Here is a 16,373-nt window from a genome sequence, read left to right on the forward strand (position 1 = left end):
CAACGTCAGCTCCCCAGGCCGGTGCTGGCGATCGAGGACTTCGGGTCCATCAGCGTTCCACCGAGGACCATACGAACCCTGTACTGCACGGCGTCGTGCTCGAAGTCGCCGTCCTCCGGCGCCACTGCACCGCCACCGACCCGGGTCGCGTTGGGGGACTTCACCCACAGCTCCGGCGTCTCGTGACCGATGAGGAAACCGAGCTCCATCGCCGGGCGGCCGACGTTCGGGTTCGCGAACACGTACCACGCCGAGTTGCCGTTCGTGGTGTTGATGATCGGCAGCCACGGGTTGACGACCACCGACACCCGGTTGCGCATCCAGTTCGTCACCCGCAACTGGTCGTTGCCGGTACCGCTGCCGCCGCCCGTCGCGGCGAGGATCTCGGTGGCGTTGACGATGTTGTTCGCCGCCACCTCCAACGCCGGCGGAACCACCAGGGTGATGCCCTCGACGTAGATGGGGCCGCCGTCGGCGTCCTTCTGCTGGCCGAGGGTCTGCATCGCGTACTGCAGGCCGGTGATGGTCAGCGCCGGGTTCGTCGGGGCACCGGCACCGGTCACCGTCGAGTTGATGACGTTGCGGTTGGCGTTCGAGAAGAACGTCGAGTTCGGGCCGGACGCTCCGGAGAACAGGGCCGCGGCGAACCGCTCCTCGGTGCGCCGGGCGGCGTTACCCAGGCGGGTCGGGAGGGTGGCCATCGCGTCGAGGTCGTCGTTGACGATCGTCTCCCACGACACGGCGATCTGGTCACCGTACTTACCGACCGCGTACTCGAAGAAGTTGTCGCTGACGGCCCGCACCGGGTACGGGGCGAGTTCCTTCACCGGGTCGAGGACGCCCTCGCCGCCGTCGAGGGTGTACCGGCGCACCGTGCGGAAGTCACGGACCCGGCCCCGCTTGGCGTAGGTGGGCCACTGCACCGGCTGGGTCTGGTAGGCGGCGAGCAGCTGCCGGTCGATGATGTCGCCGAACAGGTAGGAGAAGTCCGCGCGGGTCATCGCCTCCTGGAAGGCGAACATGGCCCGCCGGTCGCCCTCCATGACCCCGTTGTAGAGGCGCGACAGTTGACCGAGACGCTGCCGGTATTCGCGGGTCGCCGCGCGGCGGGTGCGCCGCGACAGAGACACACCCTCGGTGCCGAGGATCCGCTCCGTGGAGGCGGTCTCCTGCCCGGCGGTGTACGTGTCAAGCTGGCCGAGGGAGCTCAGGCCAGCGTCCATGAGTGCGCTAGTCAAGGTGATCTCCTCAGTAGCCGACTTCGACGGGAATGACGGTGGTGGCGCCGGACGAAACCGCGGCGCGGGCGTAGCCGAAGCGCACGCCGGTGGTCTTCTTCGACAGCTTCGGGGTGTCGGCGTCGACGTAGTAGAGGATGTCGCCGTCGGCGACGGCCTGGTTGCCGGAGCCGTCGACGCCCTTCACCGACAGGTTGAAGGTGCCGTCCTCGGCGCCGGTGACGAGTCCGTTGCTGTCTTCGTTGGTCAGCGCCACGGCGGGGATCTGGCCGGTGCGGCCGGGGTCGCCGGACTGCGGGATGGCAGGGTCGGTGAAGGCCATCGCCCGGCTCTTCGTCCACATGATCACGGTGTTCTTGGCCATGTCAGCGCCCCCGTCCCGCAGCAGCGATCTTGGCAGCCTCGGAGGTCATACCCAGGTTGCTGAACAGGCCGTTCAGCTCGTCCTCAAGACCGTCGTCCTCGACCGACTCCTGCGCGGGCGTGCCGCCCATGCCGTAGGGCATTCCCACGCCGGCTTCGGCGAGGGCGTTGGCCCGCTCCCGGCGCACGTGAGTGGCTTCGTCGGCGATCGTGGCGGTGATGAGCTCACCGAGACCAGTGGTGTCGACGACGCCCTCGGCGGTGGCCGGGACCGCCGCAGTCACCCGGCTGGTCACCCGAGCACGAATGGACTCACGCACGTCGCCGTGCTCGGCCGCGGCCAGGGCTGCGGTGACCGCTTCGGTGGCGGTCTGGCGGTGCTGCGCGGCCCGCATCAGCGTGTCACGCTCGGACTCGCGGGCCGCCATCTGCGCGATCTGCGCCGACAGGGGACCGGTGGCCGCCTCGATGGCCGCGGTCATCGCCTGCTGGAACGCCGACGCGTCGAACGTCGCGGACTCAGTGGTCGTTGCTGGGGTGGCGACGGGAGCCGCGTTGCCGGGGGCCGTTGCCGTCCCCGCCTGTACCGGCGGTGCGCCGGTCTGAGAACCCGACACGGGCTCCTCCTGTTCATCGGTGGGTGGTGCGGGTGCGGGCGGCGGGGGGCCGTCCGGCACGTCTGTGGTGGGCGGCTGTGCGGATGCCGCTTCCGGTTCGATCGGTTGGGTCGCCTCGGCTGCTTCCGTCCCGGCGCCGTCGGTTGCGGCAGGCTCGGGGTCGGGGGGCTCTTCCCATCTCGAGCGCTGGAACAGCTGCGGGGCGTCCTGCTCCACCCGGGCCGTCCATGCCTGCAGGCCGTCACCGATCGCGTTCGACAGGACGATCCGTTCCGGGCGGGTGAGCCGGCCGTCCCCGTACATCTCGTCGGCGTACGTGGTCAGCGCCAGGTGCAGCCGGGACTCCAGCCACGCACCCAGGTTCGCCGCCTCGACGACCGGTTTCTCACCGACGGCTTCGAGGACGGACATGACCTCACCGCCGGCGGCGGGCACGGTCACGAAGTCCACTGAGCGGCCTTCAACCCAGTCGACGATGAACCCTTCTCGGCCGCCCGCCTCACCGTGCTGCCCGGTCACCCAGGCGCGGATAGACATGCCGATCGCTTTCGCGTCGGCCATCTCGGTGAGCGGGCCCCGCCACGGTTCGAACAGGCGGGCTTCGGCGATCAGCGACTGCGATGCTTCGTCCCAGCGGGCGTCCTCGGTGAGGACGGCGGCGAGGTTCTTCACCGACCCGGATGGGTGCTGCTGTTCCTCCTCGTCGGAGGCGTGGTCGACGTAGCAGCGGGTACCGGCGGCCCAGGCCCGGTCGGTGGCGGCCTTGCGGAGCACCTCGGCCGGGTACATGTTGCCGTTGAGTGACCAGCCGGCCTTGATGAGGCGCAGTTGCATGCGACCCGGCCCGGCGGTGCTGGCCGTGCCGACGTTGGCTTCCCGAACCGCGGTCCGCTGCGCGGGCGGGTCGAGGGTTGCGGTGGACTCGGCGACCTTGCGACCGAAACGCTGAAGCGCGTTGCGCACCTCGGCGCGGACGGAGCGGTCAAGGCCGAGGGGGTTGGCGCCTGCGTACAGAATTGGCCTGGTCACGGCACCTCCTTGGAGGCGTCAGTGATAGCGGAAGCAGCGGCAACCCATGCGTTCTGGATGCGTGGGCCGAGTTCGTCCCAGGCGGGCATGGGCTCGCCGCGGAAGTTCTTGAAGTCGGTACTTTCGCCGTACGCGCGGTAGGCAATCTTCGCGAGGTCGGTGGGTTCGACCATTGGCCCTCCTGTTCAGGTCTGCCGGTGTCCGGCAAGGCGGAGCAGGTCGGCGACGGTGCGCGGGACGTACGAGGGGCGCCAGCCGGTGTTGTTCTGCCGCACCGCGAGATCGGCCCAGCCGATGTGGCCGTCGTCGAGCAGCTGCAGCCGGGTAGGGCCCATGACGGTCAGTTGGTCGGGGCGGGACATGCGCCGGAACAGGGCCAGCCCGTCCGGCGCGGTGACACCACCGTCGGGGTCGCGGGCGAGCAGCATCCGGGTGCAGCGGCACGACACGTGCCCGGACGGGCCGTTCTCGCGCAGCGGGTGCAGGGTGCCGTGCATCGACCAGCAGGCCGGACACGTTCGCGGTCCCAGATCGGAACGCCATTGCCAACCGGCGACAGTGTCGGCGTTGACCTGCCCGACGTACGCGGACGCGGCGCGGGCCGCGTCCAGCGTTTCGGTTTGCGCGGCGGCGACCGCCCGTTGTCGTCCCTGCTGGAACACCACCTGGATGCGGGCGACGACCCGGGCGGCGTCGAGGTCGGCGGGCCGTCGGACGAACGCCTGCTCCACGCTGCGGGCCACGTCCGCGCCGAGCGGCCGGGTGAGCACTGTTACCCGTCTGCGGGTGTCGGCGGTGAGAGCATCGACGCGTGCCCGCTGGATACCGCGGGCGAAGTCCTCAGCGGCGGCCCGGCGCAGTTGGGCGGCGACGATGTGCGGTTCGGCGGCCACTACGGTGGCGATTGCCGCGGTAGTGGCGAGGGTGACGTGCCGCGCTGACGCGATGGACGCCTGCCCGGACCCCTGCCGGGTCCGTAGGACAGCGGAGGCGACCTGCGGGAGTCGGGCGATACGCCACGGCGCCGGCCACCGGCTGTTGCGGTCCGCCTCAGCGAGGGCGGCGTCGGCGGCGGACAGCCACGCCGGGGCCAGTTGCTGCCACGCCGACGTCCATGTCTGCTCGATCGACGCGACCGCCTCATCGGCGACCCTGCCCACGTCCTGGCGCAGACGGCGCAGCAGGGTGAGGGAGCGCCGGGTCAACGCCACGACGCCCCCTCGACGCTCAGACCGAGCCGCGCTCGGTGTTCTCGATGGAGCCGTCCGCGCCCTCCGGGAACGGCGACGGCTCCACGACCGGCGGCTCGTAGCCGGTGGCGGAGGTGCTCTGCGCGTCACGCAGGGCGTCCACCCGGCGGGCGATGTCGGCGAGCTCTTCGGACTGCTTGGCCATGGTCTTCTCCAGTCGTTGCAGGTGGTCGTGCAGGTGGGTGATGCCGGCCCGGTCGGCGAGGTGCTGCCACAGGTCGTTCACGCCGGCTCCTTGTCGTCGCGCGGGTCGGCGGGTTCGTCCTCGGGATCGACCGGGGCGTCATCGGGGCCCGCCGACGGGTCCGTGACGGTCGGCTGGTCGTCGGGTTGCATCGACGGCGGCCCGGGGGAGGGCGGCAGGGTCGGGCCGTCCGGCCACACGAAGTTGCCGTCGTCGTCGTGCATCGCCTCGAGGATCGTGTCGACGTCACGCACCCCGAGGGCGGTCAGCAGCAGTCGGGCGATCTGCTCCGGCGGCAGCACACCGGTGTCGGCAGCCGCGGCGACGGCCTGTACGACCGCGGTCATGTCGTTGTCCAGGTCGGGGAAGTTGATGTCGATCGTGGGGTCGGTGGCGGTGTTCAGCTTCACCGACTCGCGGCCGTACACGTCTACGACGACCGTGCCTTTGAGCAGGCCGTCGGGGGCGCGCACCGACTCGAGGATGGCGAACTGCAGGATCCGCTTGTACACACCGGTCCACAGTCCGCGACGCTGCCCCATGACCAGTTCGGTTGGTTTGTCGAGGGTTTCCGCTGTTGCCCTGGCCCCGGTGACACCCGGGTCGGTGAGCAGCATCGTGATCGGCACGTCCATGGCGGCGGCGACCATGGCGGCGATGGGCCGGCCCGACTCGGAGTCGATGGTGGCGCCGGTTTTCGGGATCGCCTCGATGGCCTGGTCGGTGGGCAGCACCGCGGTCGCGCCGACGTCGTTGCGGGATCCGTCGGCGCTGCGCGGCGCCGGGGCCGACAGTCGTGTTTGTGCGGTGCGTTGTTTCGCGGCGCCCTTTGCGGTCAGTTTCCACGCGAACCGGGACAGTGACTTGACCAGCCGCGCCCAGTCCTCGAGGAAGACGGTGTACGCCTTCGCCCAGTCGATGGCGGCGTACGCGTCGGGCACGCCACGCTGCCAGCCTTCGAGGTCGCCGACTTTGATGTGCATCATCGGCGCGTTCCAGGCGACCTTGATCCGGCCGAACGATTGGGGTTTGGTTTTGGGTCGGTAGTCGATGTCCGGGTGCAGCTGCTCCACCTGTTCGTCGACGGTCTGCCCGTCGGCGTTGAGGGTGCGCTGAACCCAAACCCTGCGGTAGTACCAGGGTTCGGATCGGTCCTGCGGATTGCAGATGATCTCCGTGATTTCGTCGGCGATCACAATGCGGACCTGCACCTCACCAGTGGTGGGGCGGGTGAACAGCACCGGGAAGAACTCCCCGTCGGTGCCCAGGCAGCGTTCGAGCCGCTCCCGGGCGGCGCCGGAGGTGAACGCCCGCTGGTTACCGGAGTCGGTGAGGAACGCCTCGACGACGGCTTGAACGTCCTGCTCGCGCCGCTTCCTGCCGTTGGAGCGGGCGGTGATCTCCACGCCCTTGCCCCACACGTACGCGGTCCGCAACGATATTGCCCGGCGGATCAGGCTGTTCTTGATGGAGAAGAGCCGGCAGATCGCGCGGATCTGACGTAAGCCCTCTGCGGTGAACTCCTGCTCGAACTGCGCCGACAGGCGAATCCAGCCAGGGTCCGACAGGTTCCGCTCGAGGTCCGCGAACGACTCGGCCAGGATCAGGTCGATGGTGTCGTCACGCTGGCGGACCTGCTCCCGCAGCCGCGACACCTCAGCAACCGAGACCGCGTTGACGGCATGCCGGAGACGGGTGCGGGACACGAGCACCCCCGGCGATCAGTAGGCGCTGATCTCGTATTCGTCGTGGTCAGGGTCTTCGACGAGCTGTTCAACAGGTGGTTCCGCAGCGGAGGTCAGCACCAAGGCATCGGCCCGGTCCGGGGACGGGAGCCCACGCTTGCGCATGTCCTCCTTGGACTCGATGACCACCTGGCCGCGCGAGTTGAACCGGTAGCGCAGCGAACCGAGCTGGGCTGCAAGGTCGTCGTCGTCAGGGTCTAGGTCAGCGTCGCCGTCCTCGAAGCGCTGCTTCAAACCCCACGTCCACTCGGCTCGGGCGTTTGCGAAGTGCTCCGAATCGGTTGCTGCACCGCCGGCCTGCATGTCGACGATCTCGACGGAAGCCTCACCGAGGCTGGCGAGTTCCACCAATTGGTCGACCACGCCGCCACCAACGCCAACACCGTCGACGCGTACCTCATCGACGAGGTGCTCGCTGATGGCGGAGACGACCTGTCCGGTCGTGGCGGTGGTGGCTTGTTTCTGCCCGTCGCCGACGATCCTCATCACCGGGCCGCGGCGCAATGCCAGGATGGTGCGGTCGGAACCGAACCGGGCCACGTCCACGCCGAGGATCGATCGCGGGCCGGGTTCACGGGTGCGTTCCTGCGCGGCGGTGATCAGGCTCGGTGGGAACAGGATGTCCTCGCCGATGTCGGGGAAGTCGCCGAGCACCTTTGACAGGAAGCGCGGTGATTCGACACCCCAGCGGCGGATCTTGTCCGCAACCCACTCGGGGTCGAGCATGAGCGGGCGCAACGCGTCCGGTACGAACTCAGTGGTGGGGCCAAGCCCAAGCTTGGTGAACAGCTCACCCAGTTCTGGGTGGGCGGCGACCTGCTCGGGGGTGAAGTTCGGCGTCTCCAAACCGTTGATCCGGATGATGTTCCACCCGGAGCCAGGCTTGCAAACGGACGCGAACTCGGTGGCAGGGTCGTCCGGGTTCCCGATTGCCAGGATGCGGCAGTCCGCGTTCGTGGTGATCGCCTCGATAGCGGTCCACAACTGAGCGGGTACACCGCACGCCTCGTCGATGACGACCAGGACGTAGCGGCGGTGGATGCCCTGGAAGCCGTGCACGTCCGTGTCGGCGGGCTTGCGACCGAACCCGATCAGGGTGCCGTCGTCGAGTTTCCACTCATCCGACTGCAACACCCTGCCCGGTAGCGGGTCACCGCGCCCGGCGGCTTTCTTCGCCGCCCCGCGGATCTCCTCCCACAGGATCGCGTGGACCTGTTTGTAGGTGGGTGCCGTCGACACGACGATCGCCTCACCGGGCGGGTGAACGTCCAGCCACCACGCGGCGATACGGGATGCGATCCACGACTTGCCGGCGTTGTGGCACGACTTCACCGCAGTCCGACGGTGGTCACGGACGGACTCGGCGATGGCACGTTGCTTGCTCCACAGGTGCTCACCTAGCCGATGGCGGCACCAACCCACCGGGTCGGCGAGGTAGACGGACTCCGGGGTCGGCTCGAACAGCCGGGCTGCTGCTTCCCACGGGGACGGCGCGATAGTCACCGTGCGCCTCCGATGGAAGCATGAGCGACATGGAAAGCCAACGCACTCTGATCCTCAACACGGTGGCGGCAACCCTTCGCCAACTCGCCGGATGGGGCCTAGCTTTCGACAACGGACCTGCCAGCGGTGAGCTGATTCAGATCGCCCAACAGGTCGAAGGGCTTACGGCAGCCCAGGACATGTGCTGCCCGATGTGCGAAGAGGTCGACTGTGATGAGGACTGCCCGCTGGCTCCAGTCAGGGCTGCCCGTTAGGCCACCGCTCGCAGGTGGCGAGGCACGACAGTGCCCACCTTCGCCTGCTGCTCCTGGGTCAGGTCCAGATCGCCGAGGATGTTCTTGATGACGCCGGCGAGCATCGCGCCTTGCTGTTCGGCTAGGCGCACCTTGCGCTCCTCGAGCCCGGCCGCGATTGCCGCCTTGGAAACGTCGACGAGGTGCTTGCGTTCCTTCTGCCACAGTTCCACCCACACGTTCACCGAGGCTTTGTGGGTGGTGTCGACGCCGGGGAACTCACCGGCCTGCTTCTCGACCTCTTCCGCTTTGCCCCAGGTGACCTGCTCGGCCTCGAGTTTCACGACCTGCTGGTGTAGCCAGTCGACGGCCCCGGCGGTCCGGTAGATCTCCTCAAGGAGCGCGTCGCGGGGGTCGACCTCGCGGGGTAGGCCGAAGGTGTTCACCGCTGCTAGGGCTAGGGCCTTCTTGCCAGCGGCGACGTGGCTGGGCGTGGCCCCACCGTGCAACTTGCACCTGCCAGTGCCGGGGTGGTCCGTGCCCCAACCGGCGGGGCGGGTGCAGGGGGCACCGTTGCTTTCCGCTGCTCGGCGTTTGCCGCCGCACTTGGGCTTGTCATGGCCGGGCTGGCTGGGGGTAGTTGCCATGGTCGCGATCACCGCCAGTCGTCACGGATTGTTGATGCTGGCCGGTGTAGACCCCGCAACAGAGATCACCAAGGGCCCATTCAGTGACGCACCGTAGATGCCTCTGGTGTCCTATGCGGCGGGAGGCTTACCCGTCGGCGGGCCGCCGGTTGATCGGGGTGCCGAACATGGTGACGAACTCGGCGGCCGACATGGCGCGGGCTTCGTCGTCGGTGTATCCCTGGGCGAGGAAGTAGCTGCGCTGACCGGCGAGCCATTCGTGCATTGGCTTGACCTGCTCGTTCAGTTCGAGCAATGCCTGGCGTAGGGCGTCGGTTGCGTCAGTGCCCATCGGCTGCCTCACGTTCATGTTCGACCGGCAGGCAGTACAGCGAACGCAGGTCGGCGGAGAACTTGAGCGGCGCCCAGCAGGAGCGTTCCCGGACGAGCAGATGCCCGTCGGGGCAGACGCTCAGCGGCTTGCTGGTGCGGGCGGCTTCGCTCAGCCAGTTCAGGGGGAACGGCAACGGTTCGTCGGTCATGGTTCCTCCGATGGTGCTGGGAGGAACTGGGTACACGAAAACGCCCGCCGAACCGAAGGGCTCAGGCGGGCGATCAAGACAGTGGCTCAGGACGAACCTTATCCGCGCGGTACACGTCGGTCAAGAACCACCGTGCGCGTGTCGGTAGCGGCGCATCGCCGCGGCGGCTGCGAGGACGTGTTCGGCGAGGTAGGTGCGGTCCCGGCCGCGCATCTTGAACCGGGGCAGCAAAGGTTCGCCGGGTTTCTCCGGATGGTTGAGGCCAGCCCATTTGCGGATGCGGGCGACGGGCACGTTGACCAGTTCGGCGGCCTGCGCCGTGGTCAGGGCGGTGTCGGGGTCGATGATGTCGGGTTTGTCGAGCATCCACGTTTCGCCGTAGTCGCGCATGAGTTGGTCGGCTTCGGCGCAGTTGTCGGGGGCGGCGAGGTTCAGGCGGGCCCGGTAGAGGCCGGCGATGCGGCGGGCCCGGTCGAGGGGGGTGTCGACGGGCCAGGGCCAGATGCCGCGGCGGGGCTGCTGGTTGAGGTCGGGGTTCATGCGGGGTACGGCCCGTCGAGGGTGCCGACGATGGGCGGTTCGGTTCCGGGGTGGACTTCGGGGAGGCCTTCACCCTCCACCATGATCAGGACGGAGAGGCGTTCGAAACTGGTGGTGACGCTGGTGACGTGCTGCCCCGCGGGTAGCTTGAGTAGGCGTGCGAGTTGCTCTTCGTCGATGCGGTAGATGCCGCGGTGTTTCATGCCGCCACCTCGAGTTCGGGCCATTCCAGCGTGGTCATGAAGGCCTCGTAGTCGGGGTAGGGGCGGGCGGCGCCGCACGCTGAGCAGCGCACTTCCATGGGGTCCTCGGGCCGTTTCGGTTCGGAACGCCACAGTGGCCCGTCTTCGCCGGCGGTTTGCCGGGCGTGGCAGGTCCAGCAGTTCCCGCCGATCCAGAACTTGCGGGTGGTGCGGCCGAGGGCGGCGCGGGCCCGGCGGTGCAGGTTCTGGAGTTGCTGAACGGCTTCCCACCCGCACATGGGGACGGGTTCGGATTCGATGCCGGTGGGGCAGACGGTAGCGGCGGGCAGGTTGGCGAGGCGTTCGAGGCGGGGTGCGATGACCCCGACGGCGCGTTGGACGGTGGCGCCGCCGCGGGCTTTGAGGAGCCCGACTCGCCCGGTGGTGAGGTTGAGGTGGTCGTAGACGGTGGTGCGCCACAGCGGGGCGAAGGTGTGCGGGTTGTGCAGGTGGGTGACGGCGCGGAGGGCGTGTTCCCACAGGCTGACGGCGTGGACGATTTCGGCTTGGAGTTCGTCGACCTGGGCGGCCAGGGGCATGGGTGGTTCTTTGCTGCCGCGGGTTTTCTCGTTGATGGCCTGTGACATGGCGGGTTCTTGCAGTTGGGCCAGGTCGAGGTAGTCGTAGACGAGGCCTCGGATGTCGCGTTCGGCGTCTTGCAGGCAGGTCCAGCAGTAGGGGTCGCTGGTCGGGTAGCCCTGTCTGGTGGCCGGGTCGGCGGCTTTGCAGGTGGTGCCGTTGATGCAGTGGCCGGGCTGTTCGCGTGTTTCCACCATCAGTCGATCGCCCTTTGTGCTGGTAGCGGGTACCGTGCATGGCGATCTGTCGAGGATCGGGGCGGCGCCGGGTCGGGGTGGTTCGGCGCCGTCGTCTCATCTGCGCAACTGTCTCGGTGGTCGCTGGGCTCGCTGCGGGCCGTGGGTGACGTTCTGGCGGCGGGCGTTCATCCGGGCCAGAGGGTGATCGGGCTCGGATGCGGGCGGCACGCCAGGTAGGCGCAACCTCGTTAGCGACTCGGCGGCCCTCTTGAACTCTGAGGTGAGCGCCGCGAATGCGTCGGTCAGAGTGCGCGCGGTGTGAGTCAGCCGGCTCACCTGCTCTGGGGTCAGCGTGAACCGCGATGCGACGGGGAGGTGCGAATGCCGCGGAATGTGGGTGGGCTCGCAATCCCACGAGCAGTACGGGGAGCCGGGTCGCGGGTCGGCTCCGCATGGGCACAGTCCGTCGGTGGGTCGGTCGGTGAGGTCGAGGATCCCGGTCACAGCGTCGTTTCTACCGCCCGACTGGCGTCTGCGCACACATGGACACCCGGAAGGGCGTTTTAAGCGCTGTGGGTGGTCCTCAGGGGCCGCAATTTCGGGTTCGGCTGAACTGCCAGCACGGTGCATGACCGCCTGCGACGATCGGCCGGTGAGTAGGAGCTCGCGGAGATGCCCATGCGGCACCTGCAAACTCAGGATGCGTAAACACGAGCAGCACCTGTACCGGCGGGTCGTCATCCAGCGACGAATCGGGAAGACCATCCTGGTGTCGGCGCTGGCCGTCGGAATAGCTGCGATCATCATCGAGCGGTTGGCGGGCGTCGAGGATCCTAGCGTAATCAGCCTGAGCATCGCCCTTGTGGCGCTCACTGCCACGCTGCTCTTCGGTGGCATTGCCACCATCAACACCGCCGAGACCGGCCGGGCCACGGTGATCAGGGAAACGCACAAGCAGCCGGGACGACGTAAGCGTAAGAAGCGGCTGCTTCAGGTTCCGCCGGCGCAACTGCCCTCAACGAACCTGCCCGCCATCGGAGCGGGGAATCCGCCGAGCAACCCGCTTCAAAACCCGCAGCAGCAGATCGGGCAAGGCGACGGCACTGTGCCGTGACGGGCGCCCGGCCGGTGGGTGAGTGATGACCTTCAGTGACTCATGGCTTCCGCAGTCCCGGGCGACCCGTCTTCGTGTTCAAGCGTGACGTTGTTGCAGGTCAGACGGAAGATCTTCGCGCGAAGAACAGCGTTGTAGTTCACCGCGGGGTGCCCGGTTCATGCCGCCGTGGGTTGCGGCATCCGGATCGTCGTGACCCTCGCCGCCGGGTTGACGTGGATGATCGGCTTGCCGAGACCGGTCAGTTTCTCCACCGCCGACGCCGTCCCACCGGATGCCTTCCAGGGCAGGTGAACGGCGATGGCCACATCCGCCGCCTTGATCATTCCGTCGTTCCGGGCGTGCAGCGTCTTCACGTCGAAGTAGCCGCCGTAGGTCTTCAACGTCCACGCCGCCCGGCACAGGCGCATCCACTCGTCGCGGTCCTCCTTCTGCCACTTGTCGGGCTGCTGCGGGAACGGCACGTGCGCGTCGAGCTTCACCCCGGCACAGATCACGGCGTCCGCCCACCACAGGTCGGCGCCGATCGCCATCCCTGACACCCCGACGGCCATGCCGTGCTCGTCGCGCAGCTTCACCGCCAGCCGGTCGAGCTCGGAACGCACCCACGCGTGGACCGCAGGCTTCAAGTGCTGCGGGCGGTGACCGGTCACCATCACGGTCGGCCAGGTGGTCACAGCGCCATCACCTTGGCCCCTCAACCCAGGTGAGCCCGGTGTGCGAGTCCTTGTGCCGGTCGTGCTGGCCGGCGAGCGAGCATCGGATCCAGTAGCCGTCGGCCAGCTCGGTGTTGAAGTGCCGCCACGACCAGGTCTCCGCCTGGCACCGGGTCGCATCATGGTCAGCCTCGGCGAGCAAGCCCGCTTGCGCGAGCACATCCACCAGGTGTCCAGCGTGCGACTTGCCGAGCTTGGCCCAGCCGCAAAGGCATCCGCCGACATCCCATCGCTGGTGCGCCGTAAGTAGCGCTATCGCGCGCTCCGCCGGGTCGCGCTGAACATCCTCGGCGATGCGGATCAGTTGGGCGATTTCCTGATCGGCATGGTCGGTCAGTTGGGTCACTATGCCTCCTCGGCGAGCTGGGTGCGGGTGGCGTCAGCGCCGGCCGTGTTGACGTCCTGGATCTGCACACCGTCAGCGGTCCTGCCGCAGGCAGAACACCACGGCGGCTTCCGATCCCGGTGCTGGGTCGGCCGGTGTGGGCCGGGGCAGGCCGTCATCACCATGGCGGCGAGCTGCATTTGGGCGGTGTTGATGTTCTTGCGCATCTCGGCGATGGCGTCGAGCAGTTCGGCGGTCATGCGGATCTCCGTTCGGGCGGTGGGGGAGGATAAGGCGGGGGAGCGGAGCGTTACCGGCGTTCCGCTCCCCGTCCAGGTCTTACGCGATGGCCATGTCCACGAAGCGGGACAGGTGCAGCTGGGCGGCGACGGTGATCGTGTCGGTCGGTCCGTTTCGGTGCTTGGCCACGATGAAATCGGCCTCGCCAGCGCGCGGTGATTCCTTGTCGTACTCGTCCTCCCGGTACAGCAGGATGATCACGTCCGCGTCCTGCTCCAAGCTGCCGCTCTCCCGCAGGTCAGACTTCTGCGGACGCTTATCGGTCCGCTGCTCCGGGCCGCGGTTGAGCTGCGACACCCCGATCACCGGGCACTCGATCTCCTTCGCCAGCAGTTTCAGACCACGAGACAGGTCCGAAACCTCCTGCTGACGGGACTCGGACTTCGTCGAAGAACTCATCAGCTGCAGGTAGTCCACCACCAGCAGCTTCAGCCCGTGCTTCTGCTTCAACCGGCGCGCCTTCGACCGGATGTCGGCCAACGTCATGCTCGGGGTGTCGTCCAGGAAGATCGGCGCGTCGGAGATCGCACCCATCCGGCGAGCCAGCCTCGACCACTCGTCGTCGGTGAGCTGCCCCGACCGCATCGCGTGCAGCGGAATCCGGGCCTCCGCCGACAGTAACCGCATGGTCATTTCGACCCGGGACATCTCCAGCGAGAAAATCGCCGTAGGTGCGTTCGCCCGGATCGCCGCGTGCCGGGCGAAGTCCATGCTCGCCGTTGACTTACCGAGACCCGGCCGGCCCGCCACGATGATCAGCTGCCCGGGGTGCAGGCCGTTCAACAGCCGGTCGAGGTCTGTGAAACCCGTCGGCACGCCGATCATGCCGTCCCCTGCCTCCGCCGACGCTTCGATCTCGTCCAAGGCCGGCTGAAGCATCTCGCCGAGGGAGGCGTAGTCGTCGGCGCCGCGGTGATTGACTCCGAAGATCGCCTGCTGGGACAAGTCGACCGCAGCCGACAGGTCAACCCCGCCACCGTCGAGGCCGCCGGACTTGAAGCCCAGCCGCGTGATCTCCCGGCCTGCTTCGACCAGACGCCGGGATATCGCCCGCTCGGCAACGATCCGCGCGTAGAACGCCCCATTCGCGATCGTGGGAACAGCCTCAATGAGGGTGTGCAGGTACGGCGCCCCGCCGACCCGCTGAAGCTCACCCGTCTCCGCCAGGTGCGCGGTGACCGTGCGGACGTCGGCCGGTTCCCCGCCGTCGCGAAGCTTCACCACCGCCTCGTAGATCGTCGTGTGGCACGGGCGGTAGAAGTCCCGCCCGTGCACGATCTCCGACACCGCGTCCAACGCGTCGACGCTCAACAACATCGCGCCGAGAGCCGCCTGTTCAGCTTCCACATCGTGCGGCGCGGTGTCCCAGTCGCTCACTGCTCGCCCCCATCACTCGCCGCGAGCTCGCGGAGCTGCTCCAGGGCGTCGCCGGGGATGCCTTGGCCGCGGTCCTTCATCCGCTTAGCGATCACCGCCAGCACCTCGTGCACCTGAGCCGAACCACGCCGGCCACGCTCGGCCCGGTCGGCGTCGTCCTCGAACGGCGATGGCAGTGCACGCGCCTCCGACGGCGTCTTTTCGGCGCGTTCGTTGCGGATCGCCCGGACGCCGGCCCGGATGTGGGCGGGCATCATGCGCTCGGTGGATTCGGCGTAGTGCCGTCTGACCGCCTCGATGGCGTCGTCGTAGGCGAGGTCACCGATGACGCTGTGCCACATGAGGATGTCGTCGCGATCAGCTTTTCGGTAGTCGAACATCGCGGCTGCGGCGAGCAGCTTCGCGGTGTCTTCGGGGGTCATACGTTCCCTCCGTTGAGAGATTCGTTTCGGATTTGGGCGCCGATGGCAAGGATGTCCGCAGCGCGCTGGGAGCTCGTTGAACGTTGTTCGGGGGGAGGAGGAGAGCGGCGGGCAAGGTTGGTGCCTGATCGCCCCTGGTCGTTGGCGTCCGGGTTCCACCGTCGGGTGACCCCACGCCCTTCAAGGTCCTTCTGAGCGCGTCGCATCCAGGTTCGCCATGCGGCCATCCAGTCCTTCTTGGTGTCGTCTTTCGCTTTGGCCTGCCAGTAGTCGCGGAAGTTCTCGGTTTCTGTAGGCCAGTCGACGAGGGGGGCGTTCTCGGCGGCCCACGGCACCATCGCCGAAGGGACTTGAAAGTCGTCCGGGATGCGGGTGGCGACCTTCGTTGCCTTGGTCTGCCTTGCCTTGGCGCGGTTCTTGGCGGGTTCAGCGGCGTCGCCGAACAGATCCTCCGAAGGAGGATCTTCTTCTTGGGCTTGGGTCTGGGTATGGGTATGGGAGTGGGAATCCCGGCGCGCCGGCGCGCGCGAGCCATCGCATGCCACCGCTTTGCTAGCGGGCTCATGGCAAGTGGATGGCAAATTGCCATCGCCGCAGGCCACTTCGTCCGCTTCTGTAGCTTTTTGGTGTCCCGCCCAGCGGGCAGCGGCCCCGCGGCGACCAGCCTCAGCGCGCGCCTCCCGCGTCTCCTCTGTGGGCAGGAAGTCTTCGAAGTCGTGGATGAGCCACCCGCCGTCTTCGCTCGGATCCCACAGCCGGTGCTTCACGAGAAGCTGAACGGCGTCCTTGCCGGCCTGGCCGAAGAAGCGCCGCGGCAGGCCGGCAGGGATAAGGCCAGGCTTCTTACCGCGCTTGCGCGTGTTCCGGTGCGCCCACGTCCAGCACAGGGTCCAAAGCCCAACTGCGACGCCCGCTGTGGTGAGGTCGTCCTCGTCGAGGAGAGCGACGATTTTCGGGTGGTCGTCGAAGCCGTCGTCCATGCGTCCCCAGGCCATCAGAAGACCGGCTCTTCGATGGTCATGTTGGTTGGCTCTGACCTGCGGGAAATCTGAACAATGGAGTCATTGTGGTGCCATCGGAAGCGTCCCGCGCGTGCGGCTTCTAAGTGCTGGGTGCACCAGTAGCCGTGCCCCTCACAGTCTTCGCGCTTGCAGTTTGGGCAGTTGTCGAAGTATGTGGCAGCCGCGATGGCGCTCGCGCATCCTGCCCCGGTCTTGTCACGTGCTACGCAAAGTTGCGCAGCCTGCTC

General features: G+C 67.9%; 23 protein-coding genes. 2 read left to right on the plus strand and 21 right to left on the minus strand.

The annotated features are described in order from the left end of the window. Positions 1 to 5: 5 nt before the first annotated feature. Genes Afe05nite_RS40460 through Afe05nite_RS40495 form a run of 8 tightly spaced genes read right to left on the minus strand, consistent with a single transcriptional unit; the run spans position 6 to position 7,758 of the window. The gene (locus Afe05nite_RS40460; protein WP_203822646.1) at positions 6 to 1,238 is read right to left on the minus strand and encodes a phage major capsid protein; all 1,233 of its coding nucleotides are present in this window, start codon (positions 1,236 to 1,238) and stop codon (positions 6 to 8) included. Between the two features lie 10 nt (positions 1,239 to 1,248). Next, on the minus strand, positions 1,249 to 1,602 hold the full coding sequence (locus tag Afe05nite_RS40465) for a capsid cement protein (protein WP_203822647.1): 354 nt from the start codon (positions 1,600 to 1,602) through the stop codon (positions 1,249 to 1,251). Position 1,603: 1 nt separating this feature from the next. Continuing rightward, positions 1,604 to 3,247, minus strand: coding sequence for a hypothetical protein (locus tag Afe05nite_RS40470; protein ID WP_203822648.1), 1,644 nt, complete (start codon positions 3,245 to 3,247; stop codon positions 1,604 to 1,606). Beyond that, entirely contained in the window at positions 3,244 to 3,420 is a 177-nt protein-coding gene (locus Afe05nite_RS40475) for a hypothetical protein (RefSeq protein WP_203822649.1), read from the minus strand. Before Afe05nite_RS40475 ends, Afe05nite_RS40470 begins: the two co-directional genes overlap by 4 nt. 12 nt (positions 3,421 to 3,432) lie before the next feature. Next, positions 3,433 to 4,458 (minus strand): structural protein, encoded by a 1,026-nt coding sequence (locus Afe05nite_RS40480; protein WP_203822650.1) that lies wholly within the window; start codon positions 4,456 to 4,458, stop codon positions 3,433 to 3,435. Between the two features lie 16 nt (positions 4,459 to 4,474). Next, positions 4,475 to 4,723 carry a hypothetical protein gene (locus tag Afe05nite_RS40485; RefSeq protein ID WP_203822651.1) on the minus strand — a complete coding sequence of 83 codons (249 nt, stop codon included), beginning with the start codon at positions 4,721 to 4,723 and terminating at the stop codon, positions 4,475 to 4,477. After that, a complete protein-coding gene (locus Afe05nite_RS40490) occupies positions 4,720 to 6,387 on the minus strand; it encodes a hypothetical protein (RefSeq protein ID WP_203822652.1) in 1,668 nt (555 codons plus the stop codon). The genes Afe05nite_RS40485 and Afe05nite_RS40490 overlap by 4 nt, the downstream gene beginning before the upstream one ends. Positions 6,388 to 6,402: 15 nt before the next feature. Further along, on the minus strand, positions 6,403 to 7,758 hold the full coding sequence (locus tag Afe05nite_RS40495; RefSeq protein WP_203822653.1) for a hypothetical protein: 1,356 nt from the start codon (positions 7,756 to 7,758) through the stop codon (positions 6,403 to 6,405). Positions 7,759 to 7,949: 191 nt separating this feature from the next. Between Afe05nite_RS40495 and Afe05nite_RS40500 the strand changes: the two genes are divergently transcribed. Further along, positions 7,950 to 8,183 (plus strand): hypothetical protein, encoded by a 234-nt coding sequence (locus Afe05nite_RS40500; RefSeq protein ID WP_203822654.1) that lies wholly within the window; start codon positions 7,950 to 7,952, stop codon positions 8,181 to 8,183. Here the strand turns inward: Afe05nite_RS40500 and Afe05nite_RS40505 are convergent. The 6 genes from Afe05nite_RS40505 to Afe05nite_RS40530 all read right to left on the minus strand — a co-directional run bounded on the left by Afe05nite_RS40505 (position 8,180) and on the right by Afe05nite_RS40530 (position 10,888). Next, positions 8,180 to 8,608 carry a hypothetical protein gene (locus tag Afe05nite_RS40505; RefSeq protein ID WP_203822655.1) on the minus strand — a complete coding sequence of 143 codons (429 nt, stop codon included), beginning with the start codon at positions 8,606 to 8,608 and terminating at the stop codon, positions 8,180 to 8,182. The two genes, Afe05nite_RS40500 and Afe05nite_RS40505, sit on opposite strands and share 4 nt — an antisense overlap. 328 nt (positions 8,609 to 8,936) lie before the next feature. After that, positions 8,937 to 9,140: a hypothetical protein gene (locus Afe05nite_RS40510; RefSeq protein ID WP_203822656.1), complete on the minus strand. Its 204-nt coding sequence runs from the start codon at positions 9,138 to 9,140 to the stop codon at positions 8,937 to 8,939. Beyond that, the gene (locus tag Afe05nite_RS40515; protein ID WP_203822657.1) at positions 9,130 to 9,330 is read right to left on the minus strand and encodes a hypothetical protein; all 201 of its coding nucleotides are present in this window, start codon (positions 9,328 to 9,330) and stop codon (positions 9,130 to 9,132) included. The genes Afe05nite_RS40510 and Afe05nite_RS40515 overlap by 11 nt, the downstream gene beginning before the upstream one ends. A 120-nt stretch (positions 9,331 to 9,450) precedes the next feature. Continuing rightward, on the minus strand, positions 9,451 to 9,870 hold the full coding sequence (locus Afe05nite_RS40520; RefSeq protein WP_203822658.1) for a hypothetical protein: 420 nt from the start codon (positions 9,868 to 9,870) through the stop codon (positions 9,451 to 9,453). Continuing rightward, the gene (locus Afe05nite_RS40525) at positions 9,867 to 10,073 is read right to left on the minus strand and encodes a hypothetical protein (protein ID WP_203822659.1); all 207 of its coding nucleotides are present in this window, start codon (positions 10,071 to 10,073) and stop codon (positions 9,867 to 9,869) included. The genes Afe05nite_RS40520 and Afe05nite_RS40525 overlap by 4 nt, the downstream gene beginning before the upstream one ends. Then, positions 10,070 to 10,888, minus strand: a complete 819-nt coding sequence (locus Afe05nite_RS40530; protein ID WP_203822660.1) for a hypothetical protein — start codon at positions 10,886 to 10,888, stop codon at positions 10,070 to 10,072. The genes Afe05nite_RS40525 and Afe05nite_RS40530 overlap by 4 nt, the downstream gene beginning before the upstream one ends. Positions 10,889 to 11,570: 682 nt before the next feature. Here Afe05nite_RS40530 and Afe05nite_RS40535 point away from each other — a divergent pair. Beyond that, the gene (locus tag Afe05nite_RS40535) at positions 11,571 to 11,984 is read left to right on the plus strand and encodes a hypothetical protein (RefSeq protein WP_203822661.1); all 414 of its coding nucleotides are present in this window, start codon (positions 11,571 to 11,573) and stop codon (positions 11,982 to 11,984) included. Positions 11,985 to 12,142: 158 nt separating this feature from the next. Here Afe05nite_RS40535 and Afe05nite_RS40540 read toward each other — a convergent pair whose 3' ends face one another. The 7 genes from Afe05nite_RS40540 to Afe05nite_RS40570 all read right to left on the minus strand — a co-directional run. Beyond that, positions 12,143 to 12,661 (minus strand): TIR domain-containing protein, encoded by a 519-nt coding sequence (locus Afe05nite_RS40540; protein ID WP_203822662.1) that lies wholly within the window; start codon positions 12,659 to 12,661, stop codon positions 12,143 to 12,145. A 7-nt stretch (positions 12,662 to 12,668) separates the two neighbouring features. Then, positions 12,669 to 13,046, minus strand: coding sequence for a hypothetical protein (locus Afe05nite_RS40545; RefSeq protein WP_203822663.1), 378 nt, complete (start codon positions 13,044 to 13,046; stop codon positions 12,669 to 12,671). After that, complete coding sequence (locus Afe05nite_RS40550) at positions 13,046 to 13,285, minus strand: hypothetical protein (RefSeq protein ID WP_203822664.1); 240 nt, start codon at positions 13,283 to 13,285, stop codon at positions 13,046 to 13,048. Before Afe05nite_RS40550 ends, Afe05nite_RS40545 begins: the two co-directional genes overlap by 1 nt. A gap of 79 nt (positions 13,286 to 13,364) precedes the next feature. Continuing rightward, positions 13,365 to 14,702 (minus strand): replicative DNA helicase, encoded by a 1,338-nt coding sequence (gene dnaB / locus Afe05nite_RS40555; RefSeq protein WP_203822665.1) that lies wholly within the window; start codon positions 14,700 to 14,702, stop codon positions 13,365 to 13,367. Next, positions 14,699 to 15,124, minus strand: coding sequence for a hypothetical protein (locus Afe05nite_RS40560; protein WP_203822666.1), 426 nt, complete (start codon positions 15,122 to 15,124; stop codon positions 14,699 to 14,701). Before Afe05nite_RS40560 ends, dnaB begins: the two co-directional genes overlap by 4 nt. Then, entirely contained in the window at positions 15,121 to 16,104 is a 984-nt protein-coding gene (locus Afe05nite_RS40565; RefSeq protein ID WP_203822667.1) for a hypothetical protein, read from the minus strand. Before Afe05nite_RS40565 ends, Afe05nite_RS40560 begins: the two co-directional genes overlap by 4 nt. Before the next feature lie 14 nt (positions 16,105 to 16,118). Beyond that, positions 16,119 to 16,373: hypothetical protein (locus tag Afe05nite_RS40570; protein WP_203822668.1), on the minus strand; the 255-nt coding region annotated here is incomplete at its 5' end.

The organism is Paractinoplanes ferrugineus, from assembly GCF_016862195.1.
Lineage (GTDB): Bacteria > Actinomycetota > Actinomycetes > Mycobacteriales > Micromonosporaceae > Actinoplanes > Actinoplanes ferrugineus.

What these genes read in the sequence shown, in the direction of transcription:
- Afe05nite_RS40465 (WP_203822647.1), bottom strand. Translation starts at nt 1,602, where the DNA reads ATGGCCAAGAACACCGTGATCATGTGGACGAAGAGCCGGGCGATGGCC.
- Afe05nite_RS40475 (WP_203822649.1), bottom strand. Translation starts at nt 3,420, where the DNA reads ATGGTCGAACCCACCGACCTCGCGAAGATTGCCTACCGCGCGTACGGC.
- Afe05nite_RS40500 (WP_203822654.1), top strand. Translation starts at nt 7,950, where the DNA reads ATGAGCGACATGGAAAGCCAACGCACTCTGATCCTCAACACGGTGGCG.
- Afe05nite_RS40510 (WP_203822656.1), bottom strand. Translation starts at nt 9,140, where the DNA reads ATGGGCACTGACGCAACCGACGCCCTACGCCAGGCATTGCTCGAACTG.
- Afe05nite_RS40515 (WP_203822657.1), bottom strand. Translation starts at nt 9,330, where the DNA reads ATGACCGACGAACCGTTGCCGTTCCCCCTGAACTGGCTGAGCGAAGCC.
- Afe05nite_RS40520 (WP_203822658.1), bottom strand. Translation starts at nt 9,870, where the DNA reads ATGAACCCCGACCTCAACCAGCAGCCCCGCCGCGGCATCTGGCCCTGG.
- Afe05nite_RS40525 (WP_203822659.1), bottom strand. Translation starts at nt 10,073, where the DNA reads ATGAAACACCGCGGCATCTACCGCATCGACGAAGAGCAACTCGCACGC.
- Afe05nite_RS40530 (WP_203822660.1), bottom strand. Translation starts at nt 10,888, where the DNA reads ATGGTGGAAACACGCGAACAGCCCGGCCACTGCATCAACGGCACCACC.
- Afe05nite_RS40535 (WP_203822661.1), top strand. Translation starts at nt 11,571, where the DNA reads ATGCGTAAACACGAGCAGCACCTGTACCGGCGGGTCGTCATCCAGCGA.
- Afe05nite_RS40550 (WP_203822664.1), bottom strand. Translation starts at nt 13,285, where the DNA reads ATGACCGCCGAACTGCTCGACGCCATCGCCGAGATGCGCAAGAACATC.
- Afe05nite_RS40560 (WP_203822666.1), bottom strand. Translation starts at nt 15,124, where the DNA reads ATGACCCCCGAAGACACCGCGAAGCTGCTCGCCGCAGCCGCGATGTTC.
- Afe05nite_RS40565 (WP_203822667.1), bottom strand. Translation starts at nt 16,104, where the DNA reads ATGGACGACGGCTTCGACGACCACCCGAAAATCGTCGCTCTCCTCGAC.